We start from the raw sequence: 16,594 nt of genomic DNA, 5'->3' as shown, positions 1-16,594 counted from the left end.
GTCATTTTTCAGTGATTGAATACCCGGAAGCGGATGATGACGTAATCACCAGGTAGAAACGGGGGAGAAAGATGTTTACAGCCGTATTTGGTTCGGTGGAAGCCGGATTGATGTATGCGATTATGGCTTTGGGTGTTTATATTTCATTTCGGATTTTAAACATTCCTGATTTAACGGTAGATGGCAGCTTCGTCACAGGAGCTGCTATCGCTTCTGTTTGCATCGTGAATGGAGTGAATCCCGTCGCAGCGTCTATTTTGGCACTAATTGGCGGATTTGTGGCCGGAAGCATTACAGGATTGCTTCATACGAAAGGAAAAATTAATGCATTATTATCCGGAATTTTAATGATGATTGCTCTTTATTCCATCAATTTGCGGATTATGGGCAAATCCAACATTCCTCTTTTGCAGGAAGAAACCATGTTTACATCTGTTTCTCGTATGCTGGAAGGGGCAGATAACGGATTAACCCATTTGCTGACTGGAGCAGGTCTTGGGGCTTTTGTGCCGCGGACATGGACAATTTTATTTTTAATGCTCATCATTGTTACTCTCTTAAAGCTGTTGCTCGATCGTTTTTTGAAAACAGAGATGGGTCTTGCGTTACGGGCAACAGGTGATAATCTTGACATGATTCGAAGCTTTGCCGGAAATACAGATGGTTATATTATTGTCGGTCTAGGAATTTCTAATGCCCTCGTTGCTTTTTCCGGTGCTCTTGTTGCTCAATATAGCGGCTTTAGCGATATCGGCATGGGGATTGGAATGATTGTCATTGGTCTTGCCTCTGTCATTATCGGAGAAGCTATTTTTGGGACGAAAAAACTGGCGGTAGCTACATTTGCAGTAATTGGCGGTTCGATTATTTACCGCTTGATTGTTAGTCTGGCGCTTCGGGTTAAGTTCCTTGAGACAGGGGATATGAAATTAATTACTGCTGCGATCGTTATTTTATCTTTGCTTCTGCCAAAAATGATGGGCAATTATAAGGAGAAACAAAGAAAGAAAGCAAGATTAGCAGAAAAGCTGAAAGCGGCACAAGGGGGTGAGGGAGTTGTTGCAACTAAATCAGATTTATAAAGTGTTCAATGAAGGGACGGCAGATGAAAAAATTGCCCTCCAAAACGTTCCACTGTCTTTAAAGAAAGGCGATTTTGTCACGATTATCGGCAGTAATGGAGCCGGGAAATCGACGTTAATGAATATTATTTCAGGACGCTTGCAGCCAGATGTCGGAGAGGTAATCATTGGTAGCCAAAATGTGACCGGAATGTCAGAGCATAAACGAGCGCGCCTCATTGGACGTGTATTCCAAGATCCGATGGCTGGCACTGCTCCCCATTTGACCATTGAAGAAAATTTAGCCATTGCCTATGCACGAACAAAACCGAGAAGCTTATCTCTAGGGGTTACGAAAAAACGGCGTATTTTCTTTAAAGAGCAAGTGGAACGACTTCAACTAGGGCTTGAAAATCGATTTGATGCAAAAGTCGGTTTGCTTTCAGGTGGAGAACGTCAGGCCCTTTCCTTATTAATGGCCACATTTACAGAGCCAAGTATTTTACTGCTGGATGAACATACGGCCGCTCTTGATCCTTCCAGAGCAGAGCTTATTACAGAGCTCACAAAAGAAATTGTGGAGCGTCTTGAGCTTACAACTTTGATGGTAACGCATAACATGCAGCAAGCGTTATATTTAGGAAACAAGCTCATTATGATGGATAAAGGGCAAATTATTTTCCAAGCTAGTGATGAACAAAAACAAGCATTAACTATCGAAGGGCTACTAGAGGAGTTTCAGCGTATTCGTGGAACGCAAATGGCTAGTGATCGGGCGCTGCTTGTTTAATTAAATCGACGATGATAACACATGGGCGGCCTGAAAAGGAGCAATATGCTTCTTTTCAGGCCGCTTTTTTAGCATTCATCAGAAAAGGGAAGGTTCTAAAAATGGGGATTAAACCTACAATATAGTATAGACAGGCTGCTTAGAAAGGGGATACTATGAGAAAATTTGTAGGCTGGAGCGCCATTGCCTTTTTAGTGTATATCGCTGTGGTTTACGTTTATTTGTTTTATTTGAATGATTCAGGCATCCCATCCAACTTAAAGGGAACAAGCGCGGACCCAGCAACATTTATGACCCCGCGTGAGGTGATGTTAAGCGAAGAATTTTCCAAAATCAAAAATCTTTTATTTTTCATCTCTATTCCATATGAGTGGTTTATCATGATACTTGTGTTATGCTTTGGCTTTTCACGAAAATTTAGTACATGGGCAGCTTCAACAGGGCCAAAGTTCTTCGTACAAACAGCTGTTTATGTTTTTTTATTATCCATTTTGACATTTTTATTATCACTGCCTGTAGATTGGATTAGTTATGAGATTTCAAAAGGTTATCACATTACGACACAATCATTCCACGGGTGGATGAAAGATAACATCATGGGCTTTTGGATTAATTATGGATTGATGACAGTCATCGTGTATGTGTTGTATGTTCTTATCCGAAAGTTTGAAAAGCGTTGGTGGCTTTATGCATGGGTTCTTTCCGTTCCGTTTACCATTTTTTTGACGTTTATTCAGCCAGTAGTCATCGATCCGCTTTATAATGATTTTTCTCCTTTACAAAACAAAGAGTTAGAGGAAAAGATTTTACAACTTGCCAACGAAGCGGACATTCCAGCCGAACATGTATATGAAGTGAACATGTCCGAAAAAACGAATGCTTTAAATGCGTATGTAACAGGAATTGGAGAGAATTCGCGAATTGTTCTATGGGATACGACATTAAAGAAGCTGAAAGAAGAAGAGATTTTATTCATTATGGCCCATGAGATGGGACACTATGTGATGAAGCATATCTATATCGGGGTAGCTGGCTATTTAGTATTGTCATTGCTTGGATTGTATATGACGAATCGGTTACTAGCGAACATTCTTACTAAGAGACAAAAACTTTTTCAAATTAAGTATATTGGTGATTTGTCCTCACTTCCTTTGCTTTTGCTGCTTTTATCCATGCTTTCTTTTAGTGCAAGTCCCTTTACGAATGCGGTTTCGCGTTTTCAAGAGCATAAAGCTGATCAGTATGCCATTGAAATGACAGCAGAAAAAGAAGCAGCCATTTCCAGCTTTCAGCAATTAACGAAAGCTGGATTAAGTCAGGTGAATCCGCCATTTCTCGTTAAGCTCTTCCGTTACGGACACCCTACTATTTTAGAACGTATATCTTTTCTTGAGCAGTATGAAAAATAAAAAACAGAGCGCGTGAAAATAGACCGTTGTGAAGCCTGGTGATAGCAGGAGGTTTCATAATGGTTTATTTTTCTTTAAAAATAATAATGATTATTTGAACATAATTGGTTGTTTTTTACATGTTTTGGACACGGATTTTATTAACGGTTCATTTAAAAGGAAACAGGAAAATGTTGTGATAAAAGTGATAAGTCAAGCGTACGTATGATAAGGGTTGTGAAACGGCTGGAAAAATAATCACAAAAAAATTGAAAATAGGCTTTTTATTTAGAATTTTCTGTTATATAATAACAACAGTTATTAAAAACTGTATTATAACAAAAGGGGAGGGGAATGATTACTTTTCACCGAACTAATCCGCCGTTAATGATGAATTTCATTGCACATCACCCCAGAATCTGGATGCAATATGCGAGCCAGTATGAGCAGTCGCTTTACTTACGTGTTGTTCACCACGATACACTTCATTCATTCGAGAAATTTCCTAAAAAGAGTTCCATTCATTTACGTGTGTATCCATCTCGTTAATGGAGAAATGGATGCAAAACTGATAGAAACAGAAGCCTATAAAGGGCAGAAAGATGAAATTAATTAGGGAGATGATCATATGGCAAACGAGCGTATTCAAAAATTAGAAGAGAGCTGGAAAAATGAGAAACGTTGGGGCGGCATTACACGTCCGTATTCGGGAGAAGATGTTATTCGCTTAAGAGGGTCCATTGATATTGAACATACATTAGCACGTAAAGGGTCAGAGAAATTTTGGAATTTGCTTCAAACAGAATCATATGTTCATGCTTTAGGGGCTTTAACAGGCAATCAAGCAGTTCAACAGGCGAAAGCGGGCTTAAAAGCAGTGTACTTAAGCGGTTGGCAAGTAGCGGCAGATGCAAATCTTTCTGGAAATATGTATCCAGATCAAAGTTTATATCCAGCAAATAGTGTGCCACATGTCGTAAAACGTATCAATCAAGCCTTGCAACGGGCAGATCAAATTCAGCATTTAGAGGGAGAAGGAGAAATTGATTATTTTCTTCCAATCATTGCAGATGCTGAAGCAGGATTTGGGGGGCAACTGAATGTATTTGAACTTATGAAAGGCATGATTGAATCAGGCGCATCTGCCGTTCACTTTGAAGACCAATTATCGTCAGAGAAAAAGTGCGGACATTTAGGAGGAAAAGTGTTGCTTCCAACACAAACAGCTGTCCGTAATTTAATTTCTGCCCGTCTTGCTGCCGATGTAATGGGAGTGCCAACTGTGTTAATTGCTCGTACAGACGCAGACGCTGCCGACTTAATTACAAGTGATATCGATCCGGTAGACCGAGAGTTTATTACAGGTGAACGAACAGCAGAAGGGTTTTATCGCACAAAAGCGGGAATTGACCAAGCGATCGCTCGAGGTCTTGCTTACGCACCATATGCAGACTTAATCTGGTGCGAAACGTCAGAGCCAAACTTGGAACAGGCACAGAAATTTGCTGATGCCATTCACGAGAAGTTCCCTGGCAAACTGCTCGCTTACAATTGCTCCCCATCGTTCAATTGGAAAAAGAAACTAGATGATAAGACAATTGAAACATTCCAGCAGCAAATCGCGAAAATGGGTTATAAATTCCAATTCGTTACGTTGGCAGGATTCCATGCATTAAATCATAGCATGTTTGAGTTGGCGAGAGGCTACAAAACGAGAGGGATGGGTGCTTATTCCGAATTGCAGGAAAGAGAGTTTGGAAGTGAAGCATATGGCTACACGGCAACGAGACATCAACGTGAAGTCGGAACTGGTTATTTCGATCAAGTAGCCCAAATTGTTACAGGAGGAACATCTTCAACGACTGCATTAAAAGGTTCGACAGAAGAGGAACAATTCACAAAGGCCTAAAGAAGAAGCTCCTTTGCCCGCTGCGGGAAGGAGCTTTTTTTATGTATAGAGAAAAGAAGCGCGTTCGAAGACACCGAACTATTAAATAAACAAAAGAGACCGCGGCACATTCCTTGTTATAAGGAGGGTGACACGGTCTTCCATCTACGTGGCTTGGTTCATTAACAGTCTGTAAGTGGATGAAAGAGACATAAATCGTTGTTTGTCTTTTTTATCCAATGCGAGATCGATTTGTTTTTGCAATGTGTCTTTTTTGTAAAGAAAAATTGCTTCATCAATAATCATATCAATGTAAATCTCAACAACTTTTTTTGTGTTTGCATCCTTTTTTGAATGAGCTAACGACTTCATCATTTCCGTATAAGATTTTTCATTTTTCATGAGAAATCACCCCTGAAGCCTTTTTTTTATTATATAGACTAAAATACAAAAAAACAACTAGTTTTCTAAATTTTTAGAAAATTTATTTTGTGAGATTTTCATACATAGTTATAGAAAATTGCACGCAAATTTCTTTTCTATCAAAGTGATCTAATTTTTGGCTGTTCCTGATATTTGCTGTTTCTGCCAGCCGTAATGTTTTGCTGAGAGGAACATCACGTGAAAAAAATATTATGATTATCTTTTTTAAAACGGGTAAATGGTTGTAAAATAGAAAGTAAGATGAAGGTTGCTTAAGGAAACGTTTCATTGTGAGGCAGTCAAGGATTTATAGAAGGAGAAAACATGGAATCCATTCAACAATTTTTTACATTAGAACACATTTTAAAACTATTTGAAAATTATCGGGAACTTGGTCCTGTTCCAGGTCTGCTTTTGCCGATGTTGGAGGCATTCTTGCCTATTTTGCCTCTTTTTGCATTTGTCATGGCTAATGCGGCATCCTTTGGGTTATGGAACGGTTTTTTGCTTTCGTGGATTGGTGCATGCACCGGAGCTTTTCTTGTCTTTTTTCTTGTCAGAAAATATGGACAAGAGCGCTTTTTCTCCTTTTTAAGAAAACATCATCAAATTCGCAAGATTATGGGGTGGCTTGAGAGCCATGGTTTTGGACCTTTATTTTTAATGTTATGCTTCCCTTTTACTCCATCTGCAGCTATTAATGTTGTGGCAGGTCTTTCGCGCGTCAGCATGGTACAGTTCGGTTTAGCTGTATTGGGCGGCAAGATGGTGATGATTTTTATTATGAGTTTCATCGGAGCAGATTTGAGAGCCTTTTTTGGCCAGCCGATTCGAACTGTTATTGTAGCCGTTATTATTTTGGTGATGTGGTTTGTCGGAAAACGATTGGAGTTACGCTTGAGTAAAAAGGTCGGAAAAAGACAGTACGAATAGTTGCCAATAGGGGATCCAATCATTTGTCTATCATAAAGAAAAGCCAAACAATCCGGGATTGTTTGGCTTTTCTTTATAGTAAGCGCGGAAGTTTTTGTAGACTCTGCATGGTTTAGCTATGTGTAAATCACATATATATGGTAAAATAAGGTGGGAAAATAATTAAGATGAGAGGTGCTGGTATGATGCCTCCGAAAGCGTATGTAATGGAAACGAAAATATGCCTCCCTGCATTGAAGGGGCCAATCCTTCAACGCCCTCAATTAATGAAGAAGATGCATCGGATTTTGGATTATCCTGTAACTATTATTCATTCAGGCCCAGGATACGGAAAAAGCACCGCTATAGTCTCGTTCATACAATCGATGAACGAAGTGTATGGTTGGTACGCATTGGATAAAAGTGATTATGATTTAATCCCTTTTTTACAATATATGACGTATAGTCTTAGAAAAGTATATCCTTCATTTGGTGAACAGCTGCTTGAGCATATTCATGAATTGGAACGCCATTTATATGAAGAGGATATTTATTTTTTATGTGCGCTATTTGTCAATGAGGTAACATCATATGGGGAAACGATGGTGTTGGTATTGGATGATGTTCACCATGTCCTCTTTTCACAAGATATTCAGCGCTTCCTTCAGTGGCTAATAGAGCATCAACCTTCTAACTTGCATTTGGTTCTGTCCAGCAGAGTCAAGATTCATTGGCCTTTTATGACATCATTAAAAATGAAAAAATCCATTTTTGAAATTACACAAGATGATTTAGCTTTGTCTAAAGAAGAAATGGATGTATTGATAAACGATTATTATCAATGCGCCCTTAGTGCCGAAGATGTTGAGATACTCTCACATGTAACGGAGGGGTGGGTTATTGCGGTACATATGATGATTCAGCAAATAAAGGAATCAGAGAATGCACCGTCGGTTCTGCGAAATAAACAAAGTTCTTTAGATGAGCTTTTCTCCTTTTTAGCTATGGAAGTCTTCATGAATCAACCTCCAGATCTTCAACAATTTTTATTACAAACATCTATCTTTGAACAGTTTGATCCCAATTTGTGTATGAACGTCTTAAATATTTCTAATGCTAGTTCGATACTCGAAAACCTTCAAATGAGTAATCTGTTTCTCATCATGGATGATGGGGGCCAGTTCCGTTATCATGCCTTATTTAAGGAATTTTTAGAGATGCAATTAAAAAAGAATCTATCGCTGTATGAGAACCTTCATAAGCGGGCTGCTTCTCATCTTTTAAAGGAAAGACGGTATTTACAAGCACTTCAGCATTATAAAGCAATTGAATGCCATGAAAAGATGGCTGAAATTATTGGAATGACAGGTGAAGAAATGCTTGAAAAAGGATATTTGCATCAAATAAAGGCAGTTTTAGAAGAAATTCCGTCTACTATAAAAAATAAATACTATATGGCCTGGTATGTGCAAGGAGAAGTTCACCGTTATCACTGTTTGTATCAAACGTCGGAGCAGTGTTACGAAACAGCGGCAGTGATGGCACGAAAAGAAAACGACATAAAAGGAGAAGGGAAGGCTGCAGAAGGGCAGGCTAAAATTTATTTAGATACGATTCAGCCAGGAAAAGCGGAACATTTTTTAGAACATGCCGTCATTTGTTTGGAGAGATGTAAAGATGCTTCCAACGAAGAAAAAGCGAAGCTCTATTACTTAATGGCAGAAAATTTATTAAATGGCGGAAGTGCTGTTCGAGCAAAGCAGTGGTATGAAAAAGGGAAAGCATTGAAGGGAGATGTCCATGATGTTGCTTTAGAAATTAGACTGCAGTTGCGGACAGGGAACTTGGCAGAAGCGCGTAAGAAACTATTAGAAAATCATAAAGATACAGTGGATATCTTTATGCGCCTGCAGCAATCTCATCGAGAAAATACGCTTCTTTTGTCTCTTATCCAATCATGGGCAGGGAATCCGGAGGAAGCGAAGCAGCTGGCGAATCGTGGAATTGAGCAAGGGGTCAAAGTCAATGCCCCGTTTTTAGAGGCTTGTGCCTGGACAAGAATGGGGCATGCTGTCCAGTTATTGGAACGATATAATTTAGAACTTTCTCAAAAGTGCTATGAAACGGCACTGGAGATGATGGATGGTTTGTCTGTCTCAAGGGGGAAGGCGGAAGCTTTTATGGGGCTTTGTCTGTTGCATGGTTTTAGAGGGTCTTATGAAATGTCCATCCATCAAGGAGAAAAGGCGTTGATGGAAACGGAATTAGTGAAAGATTCATGGTTGTCAGCCTTTATTGAACTTTCGATGGGGGCAATAGCTGTTCATAATAAAAAATGGGAAGCTGGTGATCAGTTTTTAGCAAGAGCACAGGCGTTGTTCCATCATTGCGGAGATAGTTACGGGCAAACGCTTGTTTATATGTGGCAAACTCTTGCAGCCTATGAAAATGAGCAGTGGTCTAAGTTTGAGCAACTGTTGTCAGCTTTTTGGGAACGTGTCGAACAAGGAAACTATGAATATCTCCTTTTTAAACCGTCAATGTTTGTTCCAAGAGACTTAAAACGATTCATCCCGGTGATTCTTGAAGGACAAAAACGTGGAGTACACGAAAGGCAGATGGTGAGACTTCTCGAAAAAATGGGAATTGGCGATGTCACAGCACATCCTGGCTACACTCTACGTCTTCAAACTCTAGGTGCTTTCCGTGTGTGGCTAGGAGGAAGAGAAATCCATGAAAAAGACTGGCAAAGAACGAAAGCGAAGGAATTGCTCGAGCTCTTTATTACAAACCGTCATACATTGCTACAAAAACAGGAAATCATCTCTGTGTTGTGGGAGAATGTGGACGAGGAAGCGGCTTTACGAGATTTTAAAGTGGCATTAAATGCTCTGAATAATGTACTGGAGCCAAATCGGAAAGCGAGAGCGAATACTTTTTATATCCGCAGGGTAGAAAGTTCGTATGGATTAAATGAAGACTCTGATTATGAAGTGGATGTCATTCATTTTGAAAACAGAATTCAAATAGGTCTTGAAGAAGGAAATGAACAACAAGCTATACAGTGTTTACAAGAAGGTCTCATGCTTTACAAGGGAGATTATTTGCCAAATAGGAGATATGAAGATTGGTGTATGCAAGAAAAAGAGAAACTGCAGTTGTATTTTTTACGCGGGGCAGAGAAGCTGGCCTCTTTGCTAATGAAAAGGCATCAATATAATCAGGCCATCACGTGGTGTGAGAAAATTTTAGAGAAGGATAGTCTTTGGGAAGAAGCTTATCGTTTATTAATGATTTGTTATATGAAGAAAAATAACCGACCTCAAGCATTGAAAGTTTACGATAAGTGCCGCCAACAGTTGGAAAAAGAACTTGGAATCATCCCGACAGCTGAAACGGAGCAAGTATATGAAATGATTATAGAATAGAAGGATATAAAAAAAATTCAACATATATAAGTTCAAATTAGATTAGGAGCTCTGTAACTTCTCTGTAACCGCTTTTTTGTAGAATAAGTGTAATTAGACTATATAAGGCAATGTTCACAATGGTGCAAATAACAGACGTTTTTAATGAACGATGGGTATGAATAAAGAGTTGTGGACATTGTCTGTTTTACTTCTATCTCAAAGATCATACTTCTCCCAATTGTTTTGATTGGACAAAAATGCCATAAAATCCGGACAAATCGAATAAGGTTAAACATACGCATGATTTGACAATGAACGAACTAAAAATGAAGAAGAGTTCATTTTTACAAGTCCTACATTGCAAGGGAGGATGAGCATGACTATATTAAAAACGGTTCAGCTAAAAAATGGCGAGATGATGGGTTATCGTGAAAGAGCCGGCGGTAAAAATGTCGTTATTCTTGTTCATGGAAATATGACATCATCTAAGCATTGGGATTTGTTACTTGAAAGCATGGACGAATCCTTCAAGCTGTATGCGGTAGATTTGAGAGGCTTCGGTGCCTCTACATATCATAACCCAGTTAGCAGCATTCGGGATTTTTCCGAAGATCTTAAGCTTTTTGTAGATGAATTGGAATTACAGAATTTCAGTTTAATAGGCTGGTCCATGGGTGGCGCTGTTTGTATGCAATTTACAGCGGATTATCCTGGATATTGTAACAAGCTAGTGCTTCTTGCTTCTGCTTCTACGAGAGGGTATCCATTTTATGGGACGAATGCGTTAGGGCAGCCAGATGTGACCAAGCGCTTGAAAACGAAAGAAGAAGTAGCACGAGATGCAGGAAAAACGCTTCCCGTACAAAGCGCCTATGATCGAAAGAATAAAGCTTTTTTAAAGCAAATGTGGAATATGCTTATTTACCGTCAAAATCAACCTGCTCCAAATCTATATGATGAGTACTTGGAGGACATGTTGACACAGCGGAATCTTGCGGATGTGTACCATGTATTAAATGTTTTTAATATAAGTAGTGTAGACAACGAAGTGGCAGCTGGAACAGGGGAAGTATCTAGCATTAATGTTCCGGTATTGGTGCTGCGCGGAAATTTAGATTTAGTCGTCACAGACAAAATGACAAAAGAAATTTTGGAAGATATAGGGGAGATTGCGGAATATCAAGAACTTAAAAATTGTGGTCACTCTCCTCTCATCGATAATTTACCGTTATTGAATGATTGTATTTCAACATTTTTAAAACATCAGGAGGAGATAAAATGAGACTTGAAAATAAAGTTGCGATTATCACTGGTGCTGCGAATGGATTAGGGCTGGAAGCGGCTCGTATCTTTATAAAAGAAGGGGCAAAAGTAGCGATTGTCGATTTTAATGAAGAAATAGGAGAAAGGAGAGCTGAAGAGTTAAGAGAAGCAGGAGGAGAAGTGGCATTTTTTCAAGTCAACGTAGCGGATCGTCAAAGTGTAGATGCCATGGTAGACGGAGTTATGGAGCGTTTCGGGAAAATTGATATTTTAATTAATAATGCCGGTATTACAAAAGATGGATTTTTAACAAAAATGTCTGTTGAAGACTTCCAAAAAGTTATTGATGTGAATTTGACTGGAGTGTTCCATTGTACGCAAGCGGTTGTTCCACATATGATTGCCCAAGGTAAAGGGAAAATTATTAGCACGTCCTCTGTTTCTGGTGTCTACGGAAATCTTGGTCAAACAAATTATGCCGCTGCGAAGGCTGCTGTTGTAGGGATGACGAAAACGTGGGCGAAAGAATTGGCGAGAAAAGGGATTAATGTGAATGCGGTGGCGCCAGGATTTATTGAAACCAATATGGTAGCGCAAGTGCCGGAGAAAGTAATTGACCAAATAAAAGGAATGATTCCGATGCAACGGTTAGGTCAGCCTTCAGAAATTGGTTATGCTTACTTGTATTTAGCTTCTGATGAATCGGACTATGTGAATGGTACGGTATTGCATGTAGATGGTGGAATCATGATGTAATAATGTCATCTGCTGCTTGTCAAACAAGGAAATCGTCCTAAGGTTCGTCAATTGGGCGGTTCTTTATATTGTTTCCTGATAAGTCGAAATTTCTGTATTAACAGTTCAGTTTGAGGGTGTCTAAAAAGAGGGTGTTTTCCTCTTTTTAGACACCCTCTTCGTTTTTGTTTATTAAATGGCACATAGTACATAAATAAGATGGGTTTATTGAGAACAAGTAGGAGTTTTTGTTATGTGGACAGCTTTTTATGTTAAGTAGAAGAAAAGTGTAAACTTGTTTGACAAATTAGTTACACTTATGTATAGTATGTTACATAAGTGTAACAATGAGGTGGAGTTATGAGTAAAACAAGAGAAAAAATCATTGAAGTAGCCATTGAAGTCCTTTCGTCTGATGAATTTGCGTCGCTAGAAACAATTGCTGAAAAAGCAGGGGTAAGCAGAATGACGATTCACCGTCATTTTCGGAACAGAGAAACATTATTTGAAAAGATTCATGAACATTTAATTGCCCGCACGTTATTGATATTTCAACAAGCGGCAGAAGCTTATAGAGATTCCTTGCAGCAAATAAGAGAAATTATCAAGGTAAACGCTGGAGGAAGCGGTTTTCATCTTTTGATGAAGGAGCATAGGGAGCATGAGCAACATAACCCTGAAACATGTAAATTTTCTAGATTGAACAAGGAATTGTACACGTTAATTCGACAGTTAAGGAAAGAAGGATATATACAGCCAAGTGTTCCAGATGCTTGGATTTTTCATATGTATGACGGGGTTCTGTTTACAGCCTGGGAAGCTATGCATAACGGTTCAGTCGCGCCTCGAGACATTCCGGAGTTAGCATGGAATACGTTTAAGAATGGTGTATTAAATGTAAAGGAGGAACATTTTGATGAATGAGCAATCATGGGAAAATTACTATAAGCACAATGAGCGTCCGTGGACCGAACCGGATGAGGTTTTAGTTGAGGCGATAAGGAGGTTGAAGCTAGATCCTGGAAAAGCAATTGATCTAGGGGCTGGTGAAGGAGGGAATAGTTTTTGGCTAGCTGGTGAAGGTTGGGATGTGACTAGTGTTGATTTGGCACCGTCTGCTATAACATTTATTTCTTCAGAATCAAAGAGAAGAGGCTATTCAATCCATGCTGAGGCAGGAGATATTTTAAACTATGAAACTGACCGAAAGTACGACCTTGTGTTAATAGCTTATGTCCATCTTCCAAAACAAGAGAGAAAGGTACTGTTTAATAAGGCTTTAAAATTACTCTCGAAGAATGGAATTATGATTTACTTTGGATTGTTGAAAAATGAGGAAACATTGCCGGTTGGCGCTACTCAAGAAGAATTCCCTCCTTCATTGCAATTAGCAGAAGAATTAAAAGTGTGGGAAGAGTGGAATCTCCTTGAGTACGAAGATGTGTCAAGAGTCATCCAAATTGGCCATACTCAAGGTTCTTACGAAGGAACAACAACGAAAGTCATTGTACAGAAAGGAAGGGATGAAGATGAATCATCAGAAACGATTTGATGTAATTGTGATCGGTGGAGGGGCAGCTGGGCTTAGTGCCGCACTTGTATTAGGACGCTCCAAACGAAATGTGTTGATCATTGATGCGGATGAACCGCGTAACCGAGTGACACGTGCATCACATGGTTTTTTAAGTCGAGATGGCATCACACCTTTAGATTTTAAAAAAATATCTTTAGAACAGTTAAAGAAATATCCGAACATTCACTATAAAAAAGATCGAGTAGAAGATGTGGAAAAAATCGACGAAATCTTTGAGGTAATGACGGTAGAGGGGGATGTATATGCTAGTCAAAAAATCATTTTTGCAACAGGTATGCGTGACAATCTCCCTTCCATTAAAGGATTAAAAGAAGTATACGGTACATCTGTTTTTCCTTGTCCTTATTGTGATGGTTGGGAAAGAAAAGATGAGCCGTTAGCGGTATTTGGAAACGAAGAATGGCTTATGCACTATGTAAAAATGATTTATCACTGGAGTAACAATCTAATGGTATTTACGAATGGAGAGGCGAATCTTACTGATAGGGAGAAGCAAGAACTGCGTGAGCATCATGTGCAGCTTATTGAAACACCGATTATCGAGATTCACTCTTTAGACGGACAGCTACAGAAGATTGTGGTAGAAACAGGTGAAACGTTTGAACGAACGGGCGGCTTTTTAATGGATACTGGCGAAATACAGGCTAATTCCCTGCCCTCAAAACTAGGAGTCGAGTTTAACGAGATGGGCGGATATAAGACAAGCGAAATTGGTGAAACAACTATTAAAGGTTTGTACATCATTGGAGATGCTAAAAATGTTTTTTCAGGATTAATTAAAGCTGCGAGTGAAGGATATGAGCTTGGAGCAACTATCAATTCGGAAATGATTATGGAATCGTGGGCGGAAAGGAAATAGCGTACAACTTTAGAAAGCTTTTATATAGAAGGGCATTACAACAGTATGTTCAAGATGAAGTTAATGTCCTTCTTCTTCATTGAGTGTGAACTTTCTGAGAGTGGATTACATCAGGAATAAAAGAAGTTTACAAATGGTTATTGGTTTATCTGCTTATGTGAACCTTTGAGCGGGGAAATCAAATTGCTTGGATGAACAGTTATGATGCTTCTCGATTGAATCAAGATATGTCAAAATATTAAAGGGAACATCTATTAGGAAAATAGGAAAACAATATTCATATACGAATTAAGAATTTTTTATAGAAAAATAGTTGACTTTGATTATAAAGTATATTAATATTCTAAGAGTCGCTTCTGATTGATGCGATTATCTGAGAAAAATAATTGACTTCGTATTGCAAAAGTGATATTATTTAAAAGTCGCTTTTAAAGACGAAATGAACTTTGAAAACTGAACAAAACAACAAAACGTCAACGTTTAATTTTTATTTTAAAGCAAGGAACATCGACTAAGAACGTCACGTCCTGTGACAACGTCGATGTCAGCACATCCATGTGCTAGTTCAAACATTTCTTCGGAGAGTTTGATCCTGGCTCAGGACGAACGCTGGCGGCGTGCCTAATACATGCAAGTCGAGCGGACAGATGGGAGCTTGCTCCCTAAAGTCAGCGGCGGACGGGTGAGTAACACGTGGGCAACCTGCCTGTAAGACTGGGATAACTTCGGGAAACCGGAGCTAATACCGGATAACACCGAGGACCACATGGTCCTTGGTTGAAAGATGGTTTCGGCTATCACTTACAGATGGGCCCGCGGCGCATTAGCTAGTTGGTGAGGTAACGGCTCACCAAGGCGACGATGCGTAGCCGACCTGAGAGGGTGATCGGCCACACTGGGACTGAGACACGGCCCAGACTCCTACGGGAGGCAGCAGTAGGGAATCTTCCGCAATGGACGAAAGTCTGACGGAGCAACGCCGCGTGAGCGATGAAGGCCTTCGGGTCGTAAAGCTCTGTTGTTAGGGAAGAACAAGTACCAGAGTAACTGCTGGTACCTTGACGGTACCTAACCAGAAAGCCACGGCTAACTACGTGCCAGCAGCCGCGGTAATACGTAGGTGGCAAGCGTTGTCCGGAATTATTGGGCGTAAAGCGCGCGCAGGCGGTTCCTTAAGTCTGATGTGAAAGCCCACGGCTCAACCGTGGAGGGTCATTGGAAACTGGGGAACTTGAGTGCAGAAGAGGAAAGCGGAATTCCACGTGTAGCGGTGAAATGCGTAGAGATGTGGAGGAACACCAGTGGCGAAGGCGGCTTTCTGGTCTGTAACTGACGCTGAGGCGCGAAAGCGTGGGGAGCAAACAGGATTAGATACCCTGGTAGTCCACGCCGTAAACGATGAGTGCTAAGTGTTAGGGGGTTTCCGCCCCTTAGTGCTGCAGCTAACGCATTAAGCACTCCGCCTGGGGAGTACGGCCGCAAGGCTGAAACTCAAAGGAATTGACGGGGGCCCGCACAAGCGGTGGAGCATGTGGTTTAATTCGAAGCAACGCGAAGAACCTTACCAGGTCTTGACATCCTCTGACAACTCTAGAGATAGAGCGTTCCCCTTCGGGGGACAGAGTGACAGGTGGTGCATGGTTGTCGTCAGCTCGTGTCGTGAGATGTTGGGTTAAGTCCCGCAACGAGCGCAACCCTTGATCTTAGTTGCCAGCATTCAGTTGGGCACTCTAAGGTGACTGCCGGTGACAAACCGGAGGAAGGTGGGGATGACGTCAAATCATCATGCCCCTTATGACCTGGGCTACACACGTGCTACAATGGACGGTACAAAGAGTCGCGAGACCGCGAGGTGGAGCTAATCTCATAAAACCGTTCTCAGTTCGGATTGCAGGCTGCAACTCGCCTGCATGAAGCCGGAATCGCTAGTAATCGCGGATCAGCATGCCGCGGTGAATACGTTCCCGGGCCTTGTACACACCGCCCGTCACACCACGAGAGTTTGCAACACCCGAAGTCGGTGAGGTAACCGTAAGGAGCCAGCCGCCTAAGGTGGGGTAGATGATTGGGGTGAAGTCGTAACAAGGTAGCCGTATCGGAAGGTGCGGCTGGATCACCTCCTTTCTAAGGATTACTAAGAAAAGCGAAGGCGTATGCCGTAGCTAGACAGTAAGAATCGTTGACGAAAACGTTTTGTTCAGTTTTGAAGGCTCATCCTTCAATATCAAATGCACCGAGTGGTGCATAGTTGTTCTTTGAAAACTAGATAAC

General features: G+C 40.5%; 13 protein-coding genes and 1 rRNA gene. 13 read left to right on the top strand and 1 reads right to left on the bottom strand.

From position 1 onward, the window contains the following. Positions 1-71: 71 nt before the first annotated feature. The 5 genes from ACXAEO_RS18130 (at position 72) to aceA (ending at position 5,148) form a co-directional block, all read left to right on the top strand. Positions 72-1,082, top strand: a complete 1,011-nt coding sequence (locus ACXAEO_RS18130; RefSeq protein WP_474883399.1) for an ABC transporter permease — start codon at positions 72-74, stop codon at positions 1,080-1,082. Then, positions 1,057-1,851 carry an ABC transporter ATP-binding protein gene (locus ACXAEO_RS18125; RefSeq protein WP_474883398.1) on the top strand — a complete coding sequence of 265 codons (795 nt, stop codon included), beginning with the start codon at positions 1,057-1,059 and terminating at the stop codon, positions 1,849-1,851. The genes ACXAEO_RS18130 and ACXAEO_RS18125 overlap by 26 nt, the downstream gene beginning before the upstream one ends. A gap of 155 nt (positions 1,852-2,006) precedes the next feature. Beyond that, the gene (locus tag ACXAEO_RS18120) at positions 2,007-3,260 is read left to right on the top strand and encodes a M48 family metallopeptidase (RefSeq protein WP_474883397.1); all 1,254 of its coding nucleotides are present in this window, start codon (positions 2,007-2,009) and stop codon (positions 3,258-3,260) included. Positions 3,261-3,593: 333 nt separating this feature from the next. Continuing rightward, positions 3,594-3,788, top strand: a complete 195-nt coding sequence (locus ACXAEO_RS18115) for a hypothetical protein (RefSeq protein WP_474883396.1) — start codon at positions 3,594-3,596, stop codon at positions 3,786-3,788. 79 nt (positions 3,789-3,867) lie between these two features. Further along, positions 3,868-5,148, top strand: a complete 1,281-nt coding sequence (gene aceA / locus ACXAEO_RS18110; RefSeq protein WP_474883395.1) for an isocitrate lyase — start codon at positions 3,868-3,870, stop codon at positions 5,146-5,148. 144 nt (positions 5,149-5,292) lie between these two features. On the opposite strand, the gene ACXAEO_RS18105 is transcribed toward aceA, so the two are convergent. Next, complete coding sequence (locus ACXAEO_RS18105; protein ID WP_474883394.1) at positions 5,293-5,529, bottom strand: IDEAL domain-containing protein; 237 nt, start codon at positions 5,527-5,529, stop codon at positions 5,293-5,295. A 345-nt stretch (positions 5,530-5,874) separates the two neighbouring features. On the opposite strand from ACXAEO_RS18105, the gene ACXAEO_RS18100 reads away from it, so the two are divergent. The 8 genes from ACXAEO_RS18100 (at position 5,875) to ACXAEO_RS18065 (ending at position 16,447) form a co-directional block, all read left to right on the top strand. Next, positions 5,875-6,483, top strand: a complete 609-nt coding sequence (locus ACXAEO_RS18100; RefSeq protein ID WP_474883393.1) for a TVP38/TMEM64 family protein — start codon at positions 5,875-5,877, stop codon at positions 6,481-6,483. Positions 6,484-6,665: 182 nt separating this feature from the next. Then, positions 6,666-9,890, top strand: coding sequence for a winged helix-turn-helix domain-containing protein (locus ACXAEO_RS18095; RefSeq protein ID WP_474883392.1), 3,225 nt, complete (start codon positions 6,666-6,668; stop codon positions 9,888-9,890). Positions 9,891-10,242: 352 nt separating this feature from the next. Further along, on the top strand, positions 10,243-11,154 hold the full coding sequence (phaZ, locus tag ACXAEO_RS18090) for an intracellular short-chain-length polyhydroxyalkanoate depolymerase (protein ID WP_474883391.1): 912 nt from the start codon (positions 10,243-10,245) through the stop codon (positions 11,152-11,154). Then, positions 11,151-11,891, top strand: a complete 741-nt coding sequence (fabG, locus tag ACXAEO_RS18085) for a 3-oxoacyl-ACP reductase FabG (protein WP_474883390.1) — start codon at positions 11,151-11,153, stop codon at positions 11,889-11,891. Before phaZ ends, fabG begins: the two co-directional genes overlap by 4 nt. Before the next feature lie 339 nt (positions 11,892-12,230). Then, the gene (locus tag ACXAEO_RS18080) at positions 12,231-12,794 is read left to right on the top strand and encodes a TetR/AcrR family transcriptional regulator (protein WP_474883389.1); all 564 of its coding nucleotides are present in this window, start codon (positions 12,231-12,233) and stop codon (positions 12,792-12,794) included. Beyond that, positions 12,787-13,422 carry a class I SAM-dependent methyltransferase gene (locus ACXAEO_RS18075; protein WP_474883388.1) on the top strand — a complete coding sequence of 212 codons (636 nt, stop codon included), beginning with the start codon at positions 12,787-12,789 and terminating at the stop codon, positions 13,420-13,422. Before ACXAEO_RS18080 ends, ACXAEO_RS18075 begins: the two co-directional genes overlap by 8 nt. After that, positions 13,400-14,323, top strand: coding sequence for an NAD(P)/FAD-dependent oxidoreductase (locus ACXAEO_RS18070; RefSeq protein ID WP_474883387.1), 924 nt, complete (start codon positions 13,400-13,402; stop codon positions 14,321-14,323). Before ACXAEO_RS18075 ends, ACXAEO_RS18070 begins: the two co-directional genes overlap by 23 nt. A gap of 574 nt (positions 14,324-14,897) precedes the next feature. Further along, positions 14,898-16,447 (top strand): 16S ribosomal RNA (locus ACXAEO_RS18065). The last annotated feature ends 147 nt before the right edge of the window (positions 16,448-16,594 follow it).

It is taken from the genome of Bacillus sp. ABA4_010 (genome assembly GCF_056159105.1).
This window is presented reverse-complemented; position numbering and strand designations above follow the sequence as displayed.

What these genes read in the sequence shown, in the direction of transcription:
- ACXAEO_RS18075 (WP_474883388.1), top strand. Translation starts at nt 12,787, where the DNA reads ATGAATGAGCAATCATGGGAAAATTACTATAAGCACAATGAGCGTCCG.
- ACXAEO_RS18080 (WP_474883389.1), top strand. Translation starts at nt 12,231, where the DNA reads ATGAGTAAAACAAGAGAAAAAATCATTGAAGTAGCCATTGAAGTCCTT.
- fabG (WP_474883390.1), top strand. Translation starts at nt 11,151, where the DNA reads ATGAGACTTGAAAATAAAGTTGCGATTATCACTGGTGCTGCGAATGGA.
- aceA (WP_474883395.1), top strand. Translation starts at nt 3,868, where the DNA reads ATGGCAAACGAGCGTATTCAAAAATTAGAAGAGAGCTGGAAAAATGAG.
- ACXAEO_RS18120 (WP_474883397.1), top strand. Translation starts at nt 2,007, where the DNA reads ATGAGAAAATTTGTAGGCTGGAGCGCCATTGCCTTTTTAGTGTATATC.
- ACXAEO_RS18095 (WP_474883392.1), top strand. Translation starts at nt 6,666, where the DNA reads ATGATGCCTCCGAAAGCGTATGTAATGGAAACGAAAATATGCCTCCCT.
- ACXAEO_RS18105 (WP_474883394.1), bottom strand. Translation starts at nt 5,529, where the DNA reads ATGAAAAATGAAAAATCTTATACGGAAATGATGAAGTCGTTAGCTCAT.
- ACXAEO_RS18100 (WP_474883393.1), top strand. Translation starts at nt 5,875, where the DNA reads ATGGAATCCATTCAACAATTTTTTACATTAGAACACATTTTAAAACTA.
- ACXAEO_RS18130 (WP_474883399.1), top strand. Translation starts at nt 72, where the DNA reads ATGTTTACAGCCGTATTTGGTTCGGTGGAAGCCGGATTGATGTATGCG.
- phaZ (WP_474883391.1), top strand. Translation starts at nt 10,243, where the DNA reads ATGAGCATGACTATATTAAAAACGGTTCAGCTAAAAAATGGCGAGATG.
- ACXAEO_RS18070 (WP_474883387.1), top strand. Translation starts at nt 13,400, where the DNA reads ATGAATCATCAGAAACGATTTGATGTAATTGTGATCGGTGGAGGGGCA.
- ACXAEO_RS18115 (WP_474883396.1), top strand. Translation starts at nt 3,594, where the DNA reads ATGATTACTTTTCACCGAACTAATCCGCCGTTAATGATGAATTTCATT.